The sequence below is a fragment of the Flavobacterium macrobrachii genome, assembly GCF_014486675.1.
GTDB classification, from domain to species: domain Bacteria; phylum Bacteroidota; class Bacteroidia; order Flavobacteriales; family Flavobacteriaceae; genus Flavobacterium; species Flavobacterium macrobrachii.
The window spans coordinates 22559-41718 of sequence record NZ_JACTAC010000022.1 but is presented as its reverse complement, the minus strand read 5'-3'; the positions used below and the strand labels follow the sequence as shown (position 1 = coordinate 41718).

The window sequence follows — 19160 nt, the reverse complement described above, 5'->3', positions numbered from 1 at the left end:
CGTCTAACTGGTCTGCAAACGTGTCTAACTGCTCTGCAAACGTGTCTAACTGCTCTGCAAACGCGTCTAACTGGTCTGCAAACGTGTCTAACTGCTCTGCAAACGACATTTACATCTCTGCAAACGACATTTACATGTCTGCAAAGGACATTTACACCTCTGCAAACGACATTTACATGTCTGCAAAGGACATTTACACCTCTGCAAACGACATTTACACCTCTGCAAAGGAAATTTACACCTCTGCAAACGACATTTACACCTCTGCAAAAGACATTTACATCTCTGCAAAGGACATTTACACCTCTGCAAACGACATTTACATCTCTGCAAAGGACATTTACATGACTGCAAAGGACATTTACGGACGAGAAAAAAACCTCTTAGATTTATGTTTATCGTTTTAAATTAATTAGTAGATGGGTTGTAGCACTATGTTGCGCAAGGTTTACACAAAATTTTTGCCACGGATTGCACTGATTTTAACGGATTGATTTTTGCGGTGATGGTTTTTTGGGGAAATTTGTATATTTGTTTTTAAGCAGTTTGCGGGCACGGATTGGAAAGATGTGCTATCGGGGTTGCTTAGATTGTGAACAAAAGTTGGAATTAAGAGAAACCATTTAAAATTGCGTTTCTTTGAGCACTTTGTTTTGAAGCAAAACCTTGTCCAGAAGAACCTAAAGTTTTACCGTTAGGAGAAACTGCTTTCCAACGCCATTTTTTTGCTGTGTCTTGGTATACTTCTAAAGAATACTTTGTCATAGTAAATTGATTTTTAAATTAATAATAACAAATATAGTAAAAAATGGATGATAAAATTGCAGTTGGAATTTTAGTTGGTTTAGCTACAGGCACATCTTTATATGTATGGAATTCTGATAGATTTACAAAACCTCAAAAAATTGGATTAGTTTGTTGCATTATCTTCCCACCTTTGCAATGGATTGCAGTTTTATTAGTTTTAGCTTACAATAAGTATCAATCAGAAAATACAACTGAAGCAAAAATTACAAAGCAAAATGTTGAAAGTAAACAAAACCTTGATTCGGCTAAAAACAATCTTAAAGAGTTAAAAGAAAAAGGTATAATCACAGAAGAAGAGTTTAATTCTAAAGTTGATAAAATAGAAAGTCAAAAAACAGCATTTGACATTAAAAACTCAACAGAATATAAACAGTTGAAAAGTTTACTTGATAGTGGAATTTTAACAAAAGAAGAATTTGAAAGTAAGTTAAAATTAATTGGTAGTGCAGTTGAAAAGGAAGTTGATATTAGTGAAGTTAATAATATTTTAAATTCTGTAAATAAAACTTATTTAACCAATTTAGAAGACAATTCTGAAAATAATAAAAAAGAAAATTCAAATAATACTTTTGTTTACATATTTATAGTTATTACTGTTGTACTATTATCAATACTTATTATTTCACAAAATATAGAAAACAATGTTGAACAAAATTATGATTCTCCTACATCAGTTGCTATTGATTCTTCTGCTTATGAAAATGTTAATACCAATTACAACTATCAAGAGCCAATAAAAAATAAAAAGTTTGTATATGTTGTTATGAAAATTGAAAAACCTATTTTAGATGTTTATGAACCAACAGGATATACGAATAGTTTTGGTTTTTATGAAAAGCCTGACCCAATATATTCAATAAACTATGAAAAGGAAACATATACTACTGATATAATTGAGATAAGCGATTATAACATCGATGAAAAGTACAGAGTTTTAGATGATGCAAAAAATAAAATATACTCAAAATTAAAATTTGTTGATGATGCGTTTTCAACAAATTTATGGATCAATTGCAAAGACGATAACAAAAGAAAAGAATTCAAAGGATTAAGTTCAAAAATAACAGACTCTCAAATCTTTGAATTTGATAAATATTCAGAAGCAAGTATTCACAAACAAAATAATTTAGAATAAAAAATGAAAATAGAAGATTTTATAAATCAACTTGAAACCATAAAAATCCACACACAAAACAGATTTGATATTGGCAGAAAAAATTGCTTAACAAAAAACTATATTGATGAAGAAGACTTAACTAACCTTATAAATCAGTTTAAAGAATCATCATCTTCACAATTAGTCAATGTTTGTTCAAGTATTATATAATAAGAAGGAATACATAAATCTTCCTGTTGATCAAAAGTGTTATCTATTTCATCCTCAGGTATTAGTAACACACAAGAAGTTGTTTCACATTTAGCAATTGTAATTGTAACTTCTTTATTAGTTTTTGTGTTTAGTGCTTTGTATTCATTATAACCACATTGAGGACAAGATATTTTTAAATCCATAGTAAATTAAATTTTAACAAACATAAGAAAATATTTTGTAAGTTAGTAGTAGAAAAATCGCCAAAAAGAAACTAAAACTAAATAACAACAACAGCTAACAAAGGTAACCGTTGCACAACTACCCTATTTAAAAACATAGAAACTTTTACTTCAAAATCTCCTCAAAACTTGGTTTAAAATAATTTGGTCCTTTCATTACCTTGCCATCTTCGCGGTAAATAGGTTTTCCGTCTTCGCCTAGTTTACTCATGTTACTACGCTGAATTTCATCAAAAACTTCTTCAATTTTATGTTGCAAACCATGTTCTAAAATCGTTCCACAAAGGATGTACAACATATCGCCAAGCGCATCGGCTATTTCTACCAAATCATTATTTTGAACAGCTTCCAGATATTCTTCGTTTTCTTCTTTCATTAAGTTAAAACGAAGTGTGTTTTTTTGTTCGCCTAGATCGGCTTTAATCTCGTTACTAACTCCTAAACCAAAAGCGGTGTGAAATTCTTTTACAGCATTAAGTTGTTTTTGCATTTTTATTCATTTTATTGTTGACGCAAATTACAACTTTCCAATACATTTCAGTAAATTTGTTGAAAATTTGAAATAAATGTTCACAACTGGTCAATGGATTTTTGCTGCGCTGTTTTTTGTCGCTTTCGTTATTACGATGTACTTTGCTTATGGAAAAGACAAAGCGTTACACCAAAAGTTTTATAAAGGAAGTTATAAAATTCTTATTGGGTTTGTATTGTTTATAGTTATTTTGTTTGTGATTAAAATCACATTGAAACGCTAAGTTTACTAGTTAAATTGTAAAATAATCGAGAGTTTTTTTGAAGCAAAATTAAAAACAGAAACTGCTTTAAGAAAGACAGAATTTAATTTATAAATTTGTGTCAAGTATAAACGACCATGCAAATCCTAAAATATCTTTTCTTTTTACTAATTCTTTCCTTCATTGGACTAACCGTTTATATTGTTACTCAAAAAGGTGATTATGCTGTAACGCGTTCCAAAGTCATCAAAGCACCAAGAATGATTGTTTTTGACTATGTAAACGATTATAAAAACTGGGAAACCTTTAGTTCTTGGAAAAAAGACGATGCTCAAATGACGTTTACTTATCCTGCAAAGACAATGGGAATTGGTGCAAATTATTCTTGGCAAGGCAATGATGGCAATGGTTTTATGAAAACGGTTTTTGTAAAAGAAAACGATAGCATTGCTCAAAAAATGACTTTGGACGGAATGCCATCGGAAGTAAATTGGAAATTTAAAGATACCATTGGCGGAACAAAAGTGACTTGGACAACAAAAGGAACGATTAATTTAATGACTAAAATTACCAGCTTTTTCCAAGGTGGAATTAAAAATGTTATTGGTAATAATTATGAGCAAAGTCTAGCCAATCTTGATAAAACGCTTCGCTATGAAATGAAAACTTTTTCGATAAAAGTAAATGGTGTTGCACAACGAAACTCGGCTTTTTTCTTGAAACAAACCTATTCTTGCAAGCAAAAAAGTCTTATCCGAAACATTAAAATCGTTTTACCTAGAATGGTTTATTTTTTCAAAAAGAATAACATTCAAATAGCTGGAAAACCTTTTGTAATCTACAATACTATTGATTATGCTAATGATATTGTAAACTTCTCGGTTTGTATTCCAACAGCTGAAAAAGTTTTTATCGATACCGATAGCGACATGCAATCAGGCGAAATGGAAGCGTTTACTTGCCTGAAAACGACTTTAACTGGCGATTATTCTCATTTAGCTGAAACTTGGAAAAAAGCCCAAAAGCATATTACCGACAATGATTTTAAACAAAATTTTGCCGGAAAATACATTGAAGTGTACTCCAAAACGATTGACGATGTAAAAAATCCGTCAAAATGGACAACCGAATTATATATTCCAGTTTTTCCAAAAGCTGTAGCTGTAACTCCAATAGTATCAACAACTTCAACCACCGTTTCAACACCAAGAACAGAAACGCAAACCGAACCGCAAGAAACAACTCCAAAAGAAATTCCATAATTTTTTTATTTGGAATTAAACCTTTTCGATTAATTTTATTCCAATACTAAAATTACAATAGGTTGCAAGACGAAAAGGTTTTTATCGCTGAGTTACTCAACCCGAAAACGCAAAATGAAGCGTTTCAAAAGTTGCTACGCGAATATCAAAAACCGCTTTACAATCATATTAGAAACATTGTATTAAACCACGATGATGCTGATGATGTTTTGCAAAATACCTTTATAAAAGTTTTTCAAAATCTTAAAAACTTTAAAGGCGAAAGCAAACTTTTTTCGTGGATGTATCGCATAGCAACCAATGAAGCGATAACTTTTTTGAACCAAAAAGCCAAGAAAAACAACACAACCAGCGAAGAATTACAAAGTAAAATTGTAGATAATTTAAAAGCTGATAGTTATTTTGACGGAGACGAAATTCAATTCAAACTCCAAAAAGCAATTACTCTTTTACCCGAAAAACAACAATTGGTTTTTAAAATGAAATATTTTGAAGAACTAAAATACGAAGATATGTCTGAGATTTTAGGAACTTCGGTTGGTGCTTTGAAAGCTTCGTATCATCATGCTGTTAAGAAAATAGAAGAATTTATGAATGGAAATTAAACCATTTGGAAATATAAAAGTCAAACGATTATGAAAGAATTTAGATTAGATAATGAACCAAAAATTGCTTCGGGATTTAAAACTCCAGAAGGTTATTTTGAAGATTTATCCGAAAAAATAAATAAAAATCTACCAAACTCTGAACCAAAAGTTATTTCTATCTTTCAAAAAAGAAAGACTTGGATGTATGGTATTGCTGCGGTTTTAGCCATTAGTATTTCGGTTGTTTTTTATCAACAATTTCAATCGACAGAAACGCTTGATGCTGAATTTCTAGAAAATTATATTGCTCGAAATACAACTGTTTCAGAATATGATTTATTGGAATTATTAGAAAAAGAAGATATCGAAAAAATACAAATTGACCTTGAAATTCAGGATGATATTTTGGAAGAAACGATGATACACAACACCAATTTAGAACATTACTTAACAAATTAATATTATGAAAATCAAATCTTTAATAATCATCATTATAACATTAACATCTACATTTTCTTTTGCTCAAAATGGAAGATTGATGAAACAAAAAAAAGAACAAGTCAAATCGCTTAAAGTAGCTTTTATTACTAGCGAACTGGATTTAACCGCTGACGAATCGGTTAAATTTTGGCCTTTGTACAATGCATTTGACGAAAAACAAAGCGAAATTAGACGTACCAAAATGAAATCGTATTTGGACAGAATGGACAGCGAAAATTTTGATACTGTTTCCGAAAAAGAAGCTGCAACACTATTATCTCAAATGGAAAGCAGCGAAGAAGAATTGCATCAATTGAGAAAAAAATTCATCAGTAACTTGAAATCAGTTATTCCAGCTGTGAAAATTTTGAAATTGAAAAAAGCCGAAGAAGATTTTAATCGAAAATTATTGCAACAATATCGAAATAAAAGGAATAGATAGTTTTTTTTTGAGGATTGAAGGATTGAAGGATTGAAAGATTGAAGGATTGAAGGATTGAAAGACTAGAAAGTAAGTCCTTAAATCCTTTTATCTTAAAATCCTTTTATCTTAAAATCCTTTTGTCTTCAAATTTTTCTATCCAAAATAATTCTAACAATTTTATCTTTTCCAGCGGCAAAAGCTAGATTTGGAGAAAAAAAACGTATTGTGTAAAGTGAATTGTCTTTTGAGAATTGTTTCCAAGTTTTTCCAAAAACAGGAGAATAATTCAAACCTGTTGCGCCAACGGAAACAATTTCTCTTCCACCAGAATTTGGCATAAACTGTACACATGAAGCATATCCAAAACCTTGATTTTCGGCTACTAATTTCCAAGTTTTTCCACCATCAAAAGTGATGGCTTTGTTTTGAAAATTCTGTGTTGGGATTTCATAATTTCCTCCAGCGATAAAACCTATTTTTTCATCGTAGAAATCGGCAGTAAAAATCCCAGTCATGGCTTGACCTTGAACGATTGGCGTTTCAAAAACTTCCCAATTTTTTCCTTTATCGGAAGAATAAAAAACTCTCGATTTTAGTCCGCCAGAAACTATCCAACAATGATTCCCTTTGATAACAACATTGGTATTACTCGCGGCAAAAGCAGCTTCGCCTTCAACGGTTTTTGGCAAATTTTCACAAGGAACTTTTTGCCAAGTTTTGCCACCATTTCGAGTAATTACTATCGAAAGACAATTGGAAATTGGATCGCCAATTAGAATTCCTTCGTCATTATTCCAAAAATTTATACTGTCATAAAACACTTTTTCATGCGTTTCAGTATAAACCTTTTCAACTTTTAAATTGGATTTATTGATTCTGAAAATCGTTGCTGGATTTCCAATATTGGTAACAAAAATAGCATCGTCATTTTGAGCAATACTTCTAAATTCAAGTTTTGAAGTATCGGAAATGGTTTCCATTTAAAGTTTGTTTGCTTTACTATCATAAAATCCATACTTATTTCCGTTTCCAGCAAACCAAATTTTATCGTTATCAACCAAGATTGCTCTGATACTTATCTTTTGGTTCAAAACTGTATCGATTGAAATACTTTTAACCTCAGAAAAATCATTTTTAAAACCTGATTTACAAGAATTTAAAATAAAAACAATTACTACTAAAAAATTCAATTGGTATCGCTTCATAAATTATATTTTCAGCTAATATAATGCTTTTGACAATGTTAAACTTACCTTAAAATAATTTTTGTGGCATAGTAATTGGATATTTCGTAATAACTATTTATGAACGCAAATTATATATATTATGAAAACGAAAATTTTAACTCTGGCTTTACTGTCGATTGTTAGCATTACATCGGTTTTTGCTCAAGACAGAACTACTGTTACAGCCAATAACAGTGAGATTAGCGATAATCTTGATTTAAGAGCTGTAGCTTCAATCTTTGGAGATTCTAAAGATTTAGCAGATTTTGAAAGACGATTAAACAATCCGGAAGTTCCTATTTCAAATCTTGATTTGAATGGCGATAGTCAGGTTGATTATTTGAGAGTTATTGAAACCGTTGAAGGAAATGCTCATTTAATTGTTATTCAATCGGTTCTTGGTCGCGATACTTTTCAAGACATTGCCACTGTTGAAGTTGAAAAAGACCGAAACAATAGAATTCAAGTGCAAGTTGTAGGTAACGTTTTCATGTATGGTAACAATTATATTTATGAGCCAGTTTACTCTTTTACACCTGTAATTTATTCTAATTTTTGGGTTTCAAATTATAGACCATATTGGTCAACTTGGTATTGGGGTTATTATCCAAGTTATTACTATGCTTGGAATCCATTTCCAATATTTAGATACAGAAGTCACATTGGTTTACACATAAACGTTCATCATCATTATAACTATGTAAATGTTCGTAGATGTCAAAATATTTACAACAACTACTACAATGGTGGAAGACGCGGAAGTGCTTATGAAGTGCAACATCCAAATCGTTCGTTTGCTGTTAGAAATGCAAATTACAGCAACAGACATGAACTAGATCAAAGAAGAAACGTTAGAACTGTTTCTCAACGTGGCGAATTAGCAACAAGAAATACAGCTATCAGCGGAAGAAATAACGCCGTTAGAAATGAAACTGGAAGAAATACAATTGCTACAAGAGAAAATACTGTATCAAGAAACGAAACAGTTACACCAAGACACAACAGCGTTAGAACTGAAAGTGCAACTAAAGACAACTCAATTCGAAATGATGTTAGAGAAATTATTCCAACTCGAAATAATTCAATAACTCGAAGCGAAACCGTTACATCAAGAAATAACAGTATTTCAAGAAGCGAAACCGTTACACCAAGAAATAATAGTATATCAAGAAGTGAAACCGCTACACCGAGAAGCAACAGTAATCGAGTTGAAAGCACAAGAAATGAAACACCTAAAAATCTGTCTCAAAGAAACGAAAGCAATAAAAGTTCCGAAGTTCAAAGAAGTCCTTCAGGCAATAGAAACTTCTCAGAAAACAGAGTAAATTCTGATAGAAAACAAGAAAACTCAGGAAGAAGTCAAGGAAATTCAACTGGAAACAGACGAGGATAAATTGTGTTTGAATATTTGTGGTCAAAAGCCGATGTAATTTGCATCGGCTTTTGTTTTTAAAAAAATAGTTGTAAAAACATGCATCTATTTGAAAAAGATATAAATTTGCAATCTTTAACAAAATTTTATGAACGCTCATAATCACAATCTCCATAGCAAACTTACCACCGGAGGATTGCTTGTAACTTTAGGAATTATATACGGCGATATTGGAACTTCACCGCTATATGTAATGAAAGCTATACTGGGCATTCATGCTATTTCAAGAGATATTGTTCTAGGTGGAATTTCCTGTATTTTTTGGACTTTAACACTTCAAACAACACTGAAATATGTTTTGATAACGCTTAGTGCTGATAACCACGGCGAAGGTGGAATTTTTGCCCTTTTTGCTTTGGTTAAAAGAACAAAAATAAAATGGCTTATTGTTCCAGCCATAATTGGTGGAAGTGCTTTATTAGCCGATGGAATTATTACACCACCAATTTCTGTTTCATCTGCAGTTGAAGGACTTCGTATCTTCAAACCAGATATCAATACAATTCCAATTGTAATTAGTATTCTGATAGTTTTATTTACAATCCAACAGTTTGGAACTAAACTAGTTGGTAAGTTTTTTGCACCAATGATGTTAATTTGGTTTGGTATGCTTGGTGTACTTGGAGCTATTCAAATATTTAGTGATTTATCTGTTTTTGCAGCTGTAAATCCTTACTATGCTTATGAATTATTAAAAATTCATCCCGAAGGTTTCTTTGTTCTTGGTGCTGTATTTTTATGTACAACAGGAGCAGAAGCATTATATTCTGATATGGGACATTGTGGAAGAAAAAACATTAGAGTAAGTTGGATTTTTGTGAAGTCAATGCTTCTACTAAACTATTTTGGACAAGGTGCATATTTAATTAACCATGAAGGAAAAACACTAGCAGAACTTGGTGGAAAAGCAGGTAATCCTTTTTATCTAATCATGGCAGATTGGTTTCAACCAATAGGAATTGTTATTGCAACATTGGCAGCCGTAATCGCTTCACAAGCTTTAATCAGTGGTTCATTTACTCTAATTAATGAAGCCATGCGTTTGAACTTTTGGCCAAAAGTTAAAATTAAATATCCAACCGATTTAAAAGGACAACTCTATATTCCATCAATTAACTGGTTGTTATTATTAGGATGTATTGGGATAGTTTTATATTTTGAAGAATCATCAAATATGGAACATGCCTATGGTTTAGCTATCGTATTGTGTATGATTATGACAACAATTCTACTCAATTTTTATCTGATAATGAAACGTGTAAAACTCTATTTTATCATACCACTTATAGCAATATATTTGATAATTGAATTTAGTTTCTTATATGCAAATATTGTTAAATTTTTCCATGGCGGTTTTGTAACATTAATCATTGCATCAGCATTAATAGCAATAATGGCAACATGGTTTTTAGCAAAACAAATTAGTAAAAACTATACCAAAATCGTTAAAATCGAAGATTACAAAAAAGTGTTAGCCGAACTAAGTGTTGATTTATCCATTCCTAAATATGCAACACATTTGGTTTACATGACAAACTCAACTCGAAGCGATGAAATAGAAGAAAAAGTGATGTATTCTATTCTTCAAAAAAGACCAAAACGTGCTGATTTGTATTGGTTTATTCACGTAAATATCTTGAGCGAACCGTATAAAAAAGAATACCGTGTTACCGAAATAATTAAAGATGATATTTATAGAATTGACTTCTATCTTGGTTTTAGAGAACCAACCAAAATCAACTTGATGTTCAAACAAGTTATTAAAGAAATGGTTGATCGCGGTGAAGTTGATATTACAAGTAGATATGAATCATTGAGCAAAAACAATATCATTGGAGATTTCAAATTTGTTCTTTCTGAAAAATTCCTTTCTAACGATAGCGATTTAACTTTCTTCGAAAAAATAGTTATGAATACTTATTTTACGATGAAAAAATTCAGTTTATCCGAAGAAAAAGCCTTTGGATTAGACAGTAGTTCCGTAAAAATAGAACAATTTCCACTCGTTCTTCATGCTCCAGAGAAAATCGAAATGCGAAGAATAGACAAATCTTGCGACTAAAAAAAGTTAAAAAGTATTCTAACCAAAGAATACTTTTTTTCTTTACAGTAAAAGCAATATCTTTGCGGGCTGATTTTTTTACAAATGCGATTACACAGAAACCTTGTTTACACCACGATTGATTCTTTAAACGCCATCTTCAACGAAGGTGAATATGCCGATAAAGTTGTTGCTCGTGCCTTAAAAAAAGACAAACGTTGGGGAAGTTCCGACAGAAAGTTTGTTGCCGAAACCATATATGAAATCGTTCGTTGGAAACGATTGTATATGGAAATTGCCGAAGTCAAAGAACCATTTGACAGAGACGATTTATGGCGAATTTTTGCCGTTTGGGCAGTTCTTCGTGGTTATCCAATTCCCGATTGGAGACAACTTGAAGGAACACCAACTCGAAAAATCAAAGGACGTTTTGACGAATTATCCAAAATTAGAAAATACCGTGAATCCATTCCAGATTGGATGGATGAACTTGGAATAAAAGAATTAGGTGAAGAACTTTGGACCAAAGAAATTGCGGCTCAAAACCAACAAGCCAAAGTAATTCTTAGAGTGAATACTTTAAAAACCACCAAAGAAAAGCTTCGTGCTATCTTGATGGATTTAAACATAGAAACCGAGTTTTTAAAAGATCAACCCGATGCTCTAGTTTTAACCGAAAGAGCAAATGTATTTTTAACCGATGCATTTAAAGAAGGATTGTTTGAAGTGCAAGATGCATCTTCTCAATTGGTTGCTGCTTTTCTTGACGTAAAACCAGGAATGAGAGTAATTGATACTTGTGCTGGCGCAGGTGGAAAGACATTGCACATGGCGTCTTTAATGGAAAACAAAGGTCAATTAATTGCGATGGATTTATACGAAAGTAAATTAAAGCAATTAAAACTTAGAGCCAAAAGAAACGGAGCTTTCAATATTGAATACCGTATTATTGACAGCACAAAAGTTATCAAAAAACTTCACGAAAAAGCCGACAGAGTTCTAATTGACGCACCATGTAGCGGTTTAGGTGTTCTAAAAAGAAATCCTGACAGCAAATGGAAATTACAACCTGAATTCATCGATAATATCAAAAAAACACAAGCCGAAGTTCTTGAAAGTTATTCTAAAATGGTAAAACCAGGTGGAAAACTAGTTTATGCAACTTGTTCTATCTTACCATCTGAAAATCAAGAACAAATTAAGCATTTTTTAACTACCGAAAGTGGTAAAAACTTTACATTTGTAAAAGATTCAAAACTATTAGCTTCAGAAAGTGGTTTTGATGGTTTTTACATGGCATTATTAGAAAGAAAATAAAATTTATGAAAAAAATAATTACACTATTATCCTTGATTAGTGTTTCACTAATTTATGGTCAAGATGGCGCACCAGCAAATCCATATTATAATGGCTTTAACTGGAACCAAACTGGAACAGCACTAAAAAATGCTTTGGCAACAAAAATAACAACTACTCATACAAAAGAATTAACCTATTCACAAGTTTGGGAAGCGTTAAAAATTACTGACCTTGATCCTCAAAACTCTGCTAACGTTTTATTAGTTTATGGTTGGGAAAATGGTTCAGACAGCAATGTTACCAATAATCGAAGCAGAGACAAAGAGAATAATGGCGGTTCAAATGGACAATGGAATCGTGAACATATTTTTGCACAAGCATTGGGAAATCCAAGTTTAGGTCAAATCGGTCCTGGTGCTGATGCTCATATGTTAAGATCATGTGATGTTCAACGCAACGGGACGAGAGATAATAGATTATTTGCAGACGGTTCTGGAAATTCGACAACAATTGGTTCAAATAACTGGTATCCTGGTGACGAATGGAAAGGAGATATAGCTAGAATTTTAATGTATATGTATTTACATTACGAAAATCAATGTTTACCAACTTATGTTACTACCGGAGCAACAGCTACAACTGACTCCAATATGCCTAATCTTTTATTACAGTGGAATGCTGAAGATCCAGTTTCACAATATGAAGATAATAGAAACACTTATTTGGGCGGTACACCTAGTAACAGCAATTTCAGACAAGGAAATCGAAATCCTTTTATTGATAATCCTTATTTAGCTACAGTAATTTGGGGCGGTCCAATCGCGCAAAATAGATGGCCTAATGTGTTCCTTACTAATGCTGAATTCAATTTTGAAAACTCAATTTCAGTATATCCAAATCCATCAAATGACGGAACGATAAACATTACAACTGAAGCTAATCTGGATGAAATCAATGTAATTAGCGTAAACGGTCAATTAGTGCAACAAATTAAAAAATCAATTAGCATTGATACAAATTATTCAGTTTCAAATTTGCCAAAAGGATTTTACTTTTTGCAATTAAACTCAAATAATCAATCAGTTACTAAAAAAATAGTAATCAACTAATATCAAAAAAAAAATAATAAATTAAACGTTCTGTTGCATTAGTAACAGAACGTTTTTATTTTATCAAAACTGTAGAAAACGCTGATTTTCTTTGAAGTTTAACCACAGTTTACTATCTTTCGCCTTTAAATTTTGTGTAACCTTTTAATACATTTCAAAAAATGTTAGAAGAAAAGAATGATAACCTGCAAGAAGCAGATGGAAATTTGGCAAACAATCAAAATGATTTAGCTCCAACAGAAAATCAAGAAATTGCAATAGACACTAGCGAAGAAGCTATAGAAACTATTTCGGAAGAAGCTGAAATTCAACAAGAAGAAATTACTGAAACGGTAGAAGAAACTACAGAAAATGTAATTGAACTTACGGATGAACAAGTAGCTGATGATACTTTAGTTATTGAAACCGGAAGTAATTCAGCAGTAGCAGCAATCGAAAGTGTAAATGCAGAAGAAAGCGAAGACGAAACCTTAAAAGAACGTCACGAAATTCCTATGCTTGATTACGAAACTTTATCAATGGAACAAATGATTTCCGAATTGGAAAGCCTCGTAACTGTTGAAAAAGTAATGTCGGTTAAAGATCATGTTGAAGAATTAAAAAAATCCTTCTTGTCTAAATACCATCATTTTATTGATGAAAAGAAAGAAGAATTTCATGCTGAAAATCCAGAAACTACTGAAGATTTCCATTATCATTTTCCTCTAAAAACAAAATTTGATCAATTATATTCTCAATATAGAGACAAAAAAAATGCACACTTTAACAGCATTCAAAATTCATTGAAATCCAATCTTCAAAAAAGATTGGAAATTGTTGAAGAATTAAAAAATTTGGTTCACAGTCAAGAAAATATCTCTACAACGCTAAAGCAATTTAACGATATTAGAGAACGTTGGAAAGTGGCTGGACCAATTCCAAAAGACAAATACAACCACGTTTGGAATAACTATCATTTTCATTTAGAGAATTTCTACGACATTCTACATTTGGATAGAGAAATTCGCGATTTGGATTTCAAACACAATTTGGAACAAAAACACAAAATCATTGCTCGTGTAGAAGAATTACTTCACGAGGAAGACATCAATAAATCGTTTAGAGAATTACAAAACTTGCACCGAGTTTGGAAAGAAGATATCGGACCAGTTTCTCGCGAACACCGTGAAGAAATTTGGAATAAATTCAGTGATTTAACTAAACAGCTTCATGACAAACGCGAAGGTTATTATGAAAAATTCCGTGAAATTGAAGCAAACAATTTGGTCACCAAAAAAGATTTGATTGCTCAAATTGAAGTTTTGGCACAAGAAAAAGTAAATTCTCACAATGCTTGGTTGGCTCAAATTGAAAAAGTAGAAGCGTTAAGAGAAGCGTTTTTCAAAACAGGAAAAGTTCCTGCTGAAGTAAACGAAGAAACTTGGGCAGCATTTAAAACGGCAGTTAGAAATTTCAACGTTTTAAAAAATTCATTCTACAAAGAAATTAAGAAAGACCAAAACGATAATCTTTCTAAAAAACAAGCTTTAGTTGCCAAAGCACAAGAACTTAAAGATTCAACCGACTTTGCTGCAACAACACCATTAATGAAGCAAATTCAAGAAGAATGGAAAACTATTGGACACGTTCCAAGAAAGTTTTCTGATACTTTATGGACAGAATTTAGAGCAGCATGTAATGAATATTTCGAAAAACTAAAAGAGCAAAAATCAGAAGTTAACGAAGACGAAGCTGCTGCTTTTGAAAATAAAAAGAATTACCTTGAAACCTTGAGAAGTTTTGAACTTGTTGGTGACCACAAAACCGATTTAGACGCGATTAAAGCGCATATCGAAACTTGGAAAGGTTTTGGAAAAGTACCATTTCCTAAACGTCATATTGAAGGAAAATTCAATAAAATTCTTGATGTATTATTCGAGAAATTAAGCGCAAGCAAAAAAGACAACGAAATGGCTCGTTTTGCTAATCGATTAGACAATTTAGCCAATTCTGATACAAGAAGACTTGACAATGAAAAGGTTTTCATCATGCGAAAAATTGACGAAGTACAACATGAAATCTTCCAATTGGAAAACAACATTCAGTTTTTTGCTAATGCAAAAGCCGATAATCCAATGGTGAAAGAAGTTGTGAAAAACATCGAAAGACAAAAAGAAGAATTAGCAACTTGGAAAGAAAAGCTAAAACAACTTAGAAATCTTAAAACAGAATAACCAAAAAGTCCCGAAAATTTCGGGACTTTTTTATTGCTTAATTTTTGAGGCCAAAAGATAAATAACCGCCATTCGTATCGCAACTCCATTTTCTACTTGATCCAAAATCACCGACTGTTGCGAGTCGGCAACATCAGAAGTGATTTCCACGCCACGATTTATTGGTCCAGGATGCATGATTACAATTTCTTTATTCAATGAATTTAGCAACGCTTTGTCAACACCATATTGCTGTGCATATTCACGCGTTGATGGAAAATAATTCACGTCCATTCGTTCGTTTTGCACTCGAAGCATATTGGCAACATCGCACCATTCTAATGCTTTTCTAAGATTAGGTTCAACGGTTACGCCAAGACTTTCGATATATTTTGGAATTAGTGTTTTTGGTCCACAAACTTTCACTTCCGCACCTTGCATTTGCAACGCATAAATATTAGAAAGTGCAACTCGCGAATGCAGAATATCACCAACAATGACTACTTTTTTTCCTGCAACTTCGCCTAATTTTTCTCTGATTGAAAAACTATCCAACAACGCTTGCGTTGGATGTTCGTGTGCGCCATCGCCAGCATTAACGATACTTGCGTTTACATTTTTTGACAAAAAATAAGCCGCACCAGGATTAGCATGTCGCATGACAACCATATCCACTTTCATCGAAAGTATATTATTTACCGTATCGATTAGCGTTTCTCCTTTTTTAACTGAAGATTGCGCCGCCGAAAAACTAATCACATCCGCAGAAAGGCGTTTTTGAGCCAATTCGAATGATAATTTGGTTCGCGTACTATTTTCAAAAAAGATATTGGCAATAGTAATATCACGAAGTGAAGGCACTTTTTTGATTGGGCGATTAATCACTTCTTTAAAATGATCAGCCGTTTCAAAAATCAAATCGATGTCTTGTTTTTTGAGGTATTTTATGCCTAATAAGTGGTTAACTGACAGTTCGGACATTTTAGTTGTGTGTTGTATGTTGTGTTGTTTATTCTAAAATCAAAAATCGTTACTCTTCATTCTTAAATCAAGTAAACTGAATCTTCGCCATCTTTTTCGCTCCAGCAAACTTTTACTTTTTCGTCTTGAATAGCATCAACTTGGCGACCGCGATAATCGGGTTGAATAGGTAAATGACGACTAAATCGTCTATCAATTAGCACAAGAAGTTCGACTTCGGATGGTCGTCCAAACGATTGAACGGCAGTCAAAGCAGCGTTGATACTTCTTCCGGTGAAAAGTACATCGTCTATAAAAACGACTTTTTTATTTTCTACCAAAAAATCAATTTGGGTTTTATTGGCTTCTAATGGATTGGTATTTCTTCTGAAATCATCGCGAAAGAATGTAATATCCAAAAAACCTAACTGAATGTTGTTGATTTGGTATTCGTTTTCTAAAATATGCTTTATTCTTTTGGCTAAAAAAGTTCCGCGAGGTTGAATTCCTATTAAAACCGAATTGGAAAAATCGTTATGGTTTTCGATTAACTGACAAGCCAAACGATGGAGCATGATATTGACTTCTTTGGAAGTGAGCAATATTTTATGACTCATAGTAGTGTTGTTTGGGTTGTAAAATTAGTATTTTTTCTTGAGTGTATCAACTTCTCTACTCGATTAGTTTTGTCTAATGGTTTTTAAAACGAAAAAACCTCAAGCTTTCACTTGAGGTTTTGGTATATGAATCGTAAAGATTAGTCTTCTAATTCACGGAAGATGGTGTGCATCAAACGTTTTTTGTCGTTAATACTTTCTTCCAAAGAAATCATGGTTTCTGTTCTGTAAACTCCTTCAATATCATCAACCATAAAAATTACATCCTTAGCATGCTTTGTATCTTTTGCTCTTATTTTACAGAAAATATTAAATTTACCAGTAGTTACATGGGCAACTGTAACATAAGGTATTTCATTTATTCTTTCTAAAACAAATTTAGTTTGTGATGTATTATTCAAAAACACACCAACATATGCGATGAAAGAATATCCTAATTTTTCATAATCTAACGATAATGACGAACCCATAATAATTCCTTGGTCTTCCATCTTTTTCACTCTAACGTGAACTGTTCCAGCAGAAATTAAAAGCTTTTTTGCAATATCAGTAAAAGGAATTCTAGTGTTGTCAATCAACATATCTAATATTTGTAAATCAACTTCATCTAATCTAAACTTACTCATCTTTAAGGTATTTATGTATGTATCTAATTTTAAAATCGAAATAATCAATCCAAAGAAAACTGAACCAATTTTCCACTACTAAAGCTTATACCATTTTCTATGGAAAAATTAGCTATTTGACCTACTATTGGAGTGTTTTTTAAATTATCTTGATACGATTTATTGTTTGCATCAAACTCAAAATGTCCATAATAATTTTCTAAATCATCTATTTGAGCTACATGTGCTTCAAATATAATTTCACTCTCTGATAACACTTCTTTGTATTGGAGTGCAAAATTGATGCTTTTTTCTAAACTATCATAATTTATTTTGACATTTTTACAAACAAAGTCATAAAAAACGACTTTATTTTGCGGAATATGCAAATATTTTTGGATTTTGTTAAGAACTATATCGTTTTCGTTGATATATTGAATTCCTGAAAGCAATGCGATAAAAATAAATTTACGTGAGAATTCCCTATCGTAATCACCTTGAAAATGTCCTGCTTCAAATAAAATTGTTGGAACATTCATCGATTGAAAAGTATCGCCTATACAATTTATATTAAATGAATCATCAAAACGTCCTATTTGATTTGGAATAAATTGTTGCAAAGTTTCGTTCATTGATACAATTACTTCAATGGCTTTACTCCTAACTTCGTTAATAGCTCGTTCGTCATTATAAGCTGGTGCTAAAAACGAAACGGTTGCTGGTTTTCCAGTATCGCCAGCACCAAATATAGTTCGCTGGTCGTGTAGATTATAACAAAAATCGGGTTTAAATTCAGTAAAGACTTCTCGAAGTAGCACACTTTCGGGTTGCGAAAGGTTTTGTGCATCGCGGTTTAAATCAATTTTATTGGCATTTTCGCGCGTATAAAGTTCAGCACCATCAGGATTTAGCATCGGTAACAACCAAAAAGTAAAATTGCTTAAAATAGCATTACTTTCGGTTGTATTGCTGTGCAAAAAATTGATAAAATCAAACAAAGCTTTGGTGGTTGTACTTTCATTTCCATGCATTTGTGACCACATGAAAATCTTAGTTTTGCCCATTCCAAATTCGAGTTTATAGATGGGTTTACCCAAGACTGATTTCCCAATAACTTGATAGGGATACTTAAAAATTAAATGTTCAATATGCTGAAGCGTTATGTAACGACCAAAAAGTTTTTCCTCTTTATTTGCTTGATAGATGGTTTCGTAGTTCATATTCATGGTAAGAGAAATTTTAAAGAATAGTGTCAAAATCAAATTGCCTTTCGGGAAATTTTCCTTTTACACCTTTATAATGTTGCAAAAAAACACCCATATCAGCACTGTAATCGCCTGTTGTATAAAAGGGTGAACCAATTTTCACTTCCTTTTTTGCATAATCAAAAGCTACTGGAATTATAGGTACATTGGCTTTATGAGCAATGAAATAAAAACCAGTGCGAAGTTCGGTTACTTTTTTTCGAGTGCCTTCGGGAGCAATTCCCATTCTGAAAATTTCTCTCGAATTGAAAACATCCACCGTGGCATCAACATTGTTTTTCCCACCACTTCTATCCAATGCTGCGCCACCAATACTTCTAAAATAATAACCAAACGGAAACACGAATAATTCTTTTTTACCCACAAAATTCATTTGCTGATTGGCTATGCCGCGCGTAAACAATCCTATAAAAAAATCAAAATTACAAGTATGTGGCATAACGGCAATGACACATTTCTTGATGTTTTCGTCAAAAGTGCCTACCAATTTCCATCCCATTAGTCGGAAAAAAATAAATTGATACAATCGTTTTTTCATCATATATATTTTTCGTAAAATTACTATTTAT

General features: G+C 32.1%; 22 protein-coding genes. 12 read left to right on the top strand and 10 right to left on the bottom strand.

Annotation, left to right across the window (positions count from 1 at the left end; genetic code table 11):
* Positions 1 to 407: hypothetical protein (locus tag IAI56_RS07025; RefSeq protein ID WP_187657194.1), on the top strand; the 407-nt coding region annotated here is incomplete at its 5' end.
* A gap of 202 nt (positions 408 to 609) precedes the next feature.
* Here the strand turns inward: IAI56_RS07025 and IAI56_RS07020 are convergent.
* Entirely contained in the window at positions 610 to 765 is a 156-nt protein-coding gene (locus IAI56_RS07020; RefSeq protein ID WP_187657193.1) for a YegP family protein, read from the bottom strand.
* A gap of 43 nt (positions 766 to 808) precedes the next feature.
* Here IAI56_RS07020 and IAI56_RS07015 point away from each other — a divergent pair, with 43 nt between their 5' ends.
* Positions 809 to 1942: an SHOCT domain-containing protein gene (locus IAI56_RS07015; protein ID WP_187657192.1), complete on the top strand. Its 1134-nt coding sequence runs from the start codon at positions 809 to 811 to the stop codon at positions 1940 to 1942.
* Positions 1943 to 2076: 134 nt separating this feature from the next.
* Here the strand turns inward: IAI56_RS07015 and IAI56_RS07010 are convergent, their stop codons facing one another.
* Both IAI56_RS07010 and IAI56_RS07005 read right to left on the bottom strand, forming a co-directional pair.
* Complete coding sequence (locus IAI56_RS07010; RefSeq protein ID WP_187657191.1) at positions 2077 to 2319, bottom strand: hypothetical protein; 243 nt, start codon at positions 2317 to 2319, stop codon at positions 2077 to 2079.
* Between the two features lie 145 nt (positions 2320 to 2464).
* Positions 2465 to 2848, bottom strand: coding sequence for a pyrophosphohydrolase domain-containing protein (locus IAI56_RS07005; protein ID WP_187657190.1), 384 nt, complete (start codon positions 2846 to 2848; stop codon positions 2465 to 2467).
* Positions 2849 to 2924: 76 nt separating this feature from the next.
* Between IAI56_RS07005 and IAI56_RS07000 the strand changes: the two genes are divergently transcribed.
* From IAI56_RS07000 to IAI56_RS06980, 5 genes are all read left to right on the top strand, one after another.
* Positions 2925 to 3113, top strand: coding sequence for a hypothetical protein (locus IAI56_RS07000; protein WP_187657189.1), 189 nt, complete (start codon positions 2925 to 2927; stop codon positions 3111 to 3113).
* A gap of 116 nt (positions 3114 to 3229) precedes the next feature.
* On the top strand, positions 3230 to 4354 hold the full coding sequence (locus IAI56_RS06995) for an SRPBCC family protein (RefSeq protein ID WP_187657188.1): 1125 nt from the start codon (positions 3230 to 3232) through the stop codon (positions 4352 to 4354).
* 62 nt (positions 4355 to 4416) lie between these two features.
* The gene (locus IAI56_RS06990; RefSeq protein WP_187657187.1) at positions 4417 to 4959 is read left to right on the top strand and encodes an RNA polymerase sigma factor; all 543 of its coding nucleotides are present in this window, start codon (positions 4417 to 4419) and stop codon (positions 4957 to 4959) included.
* 30 nt (positions 4960 to 4989) lie between these two features.
* On the top strand, positions 4990 to 5400 hold the full coding sequence (locus tag IAI56_RS06985; protein WP_187657186.1) for a hypothetical protein: 411 nt from the start codon (positions 4990 to 4992) through the stop codon (positions 5398 to 5400).
* A gap of 4 nt (positions 5401 to 5404) precedes the next feature.
* Positions 5405 to 5863 (top strand): sensor of ECF-type sigma factor, encoded by a 459-nt coding sequence (locus tag IAI56_RS06980; RefSeq protein WP_187657185.1) that lies wholly within the window; start codon positions 5405 to 5407, stop codon positions 5861 to 5863.
* Between the two features lie 125 nt (positions 5864 to 5988).
* Here the strand turns inward: IAI56_RS06980 and IAI56_RS06975 are convergent, their stop codons facing one another.
* Both IAI56_RS06975 and IAI56_RS16395 read right to left on the bottom strand, forming a co-directional pair.
* Entirely contained in the window at positions 5989 to 6825 is an 837-nt protein-coding gene (locus IAI56_RS06975; RefSeq protein WP_317192454.1) for a WD40/YVTN/BNR-like repeat-containing protein, read from the bottom strand.
* Positions 6826 to 7050, bottom strand: coding sequence for a hypothetical protein (locus IAI56_RS16395; protein ID WP_317192453.1), 225 nt, complete (start codon positions 7048 to 7050; stop codon positions 6826 to 6828). It abuts the gene before it with no gap.
* Positions 7051 to 7171: 121 nt separating this feature from the next.
* On the opposite strand from IAI56_RS16395, the gene IAI56_RS06970 reads away from it, so the two are divergent.
* From IAI56_RS06970 to IAI56_RS06950, 5 genes are all read left to right on the top strand, one after another.
* Positions 7172 to 8464 carry a hypothetical protein gene (locus IAI56_RS06970; protein WP_187657184.1) on the top strand — a complete coding sequence of 431 codons (1293 nt, stop codon included), beginning with the start codon at positions 7172 to 7174 and terminating at the stop codon, positions 8462 to 8464.
* A 127-nt stretch (positions 8465 to 8591) separates the two neighbouring features.
* Positions 8592 to 10565 carry a KUP/HAK/KT family potassium transporter gene (locus IAI56_RS06965; RefSeq protein WP_187657183.1) on the top strand — a complete coding sequence of 658 codons (1974 nt, stop codon included), beginning with the start codon at positions 8592 to 8594 and terminating at the stop codon, positions 10563 to 10565.
* Positions 10566 to 10649: 84 nt separating this feature from the next.
* On the top strand, positions 10650 to 11861 hold the full coding sequence (locus IAI56_RS06960) for an RsmB/NOP family class I SAM-dependent RNA methyltransferase (RefSeq protein WP_187657182.1): 1212 nt from the start codon (positions 10650 to 10652) through the stop codon (positions 11859 to 11861).
* A gap of 5 nt (positions 11862 to 11866) precedes the next feature.
* Positions 11867 to 12952, top strand: coding sequence for an endonuclease (locus tag IAI56_RS06955; RefSeq protein WP_187657181.1), 1086 nt, complete (start codon positions 11867 to 11869; stop codon positions 12950 to 12952).
* Between the two features lie 161 nt (positions 12953 to 13113).
* Positions 13114 to 15165, top strand: a complete 2052-nt coding sequence (locus IAI56_RS06950; RefSeq protein WP_187657180.1) for a DUF349 domain-containing protein — start codon at positions 13114 to 13116, stop codon at positions 15163 to 15165.
* Positions 15166 to 15195: 30 nt separating this feature from the next.
* Here IAI56_RS06950 and IAI56_RS06945 read toward each other — a convergent pair whose 3' ends face one another.
* The 5 genes from IAI56_RS06945 to IAI56_RS06925 form a co-directional block, all read right to left on the bottom strand.
* Positions 15196 to 16125, bottom strand: a complete 930-nt coding sequence (locus IAI56_RS06945; protein WP_187657179.1) for an aspartate carbamoyltransferase catalytic subunit — start codon at positions 16123 to 16125, stop codon at positions 15196 to 15198.
* A 62-nt stretch (positions 16126 to 16187) separates the two neighbouring features.
* On the bottom strand, positions 16188 to 16721 hold the full coding sequence (gene pyrR, locus IAI56_RS06940) for a bifunctional pyr operon transcriptional regulator/uracil phosphoribosyltransferase PyrR (RefSeq protein WP_187657178.1): 534 nt from the start codon (positions 16719 to 16721) through the stop codon (positions 16188 to 16190).
* A 140-nt stretch (positions 16722 to 16861) separates the two neighbouring features.
* Positions 16862 to 17347 carry an Lrp/AsnC family transcriptional regulator gene (locus tag IAI56_RS06935; RefSeq protein WP_187657177.1) on the bottom strand — a complete coding sequence of 162 codons (486 nt, stop codon included), beginning with the start codon at positions 17345 to 17347 and terminating at the stop codon, positions 16862 to 16864.
* 44 nt (positions 17348 to 17391) lie between these two features.
* On the bottom strand, positions 17392 to 18546 hold the full coding sequence (locus IAI56_RS06930) for a M14 family metallopeptidase (protein ID WP_187657197.1): 1155 nt from the start codon (positions 18544 to 18546) through the stop codon (positions 17392 to 17394).
* Between the two features lie 19 nt (positions 18547 to 18565).
* On the bottom strand, positions 18566 to 19129 hold the full coding sequence (locus IAI56_RS06925; RefSeq protein ID WP_187657196.1) for a 1-acyl-sn-glycerol-3-phosphate acyltransferase: 564 nt from the start codon (positions 19127 to 19129) through the stop codon (positions 18566 to 18568).
* Positions 19130 to 19160 lie beyond the last annotated feature (31 nt).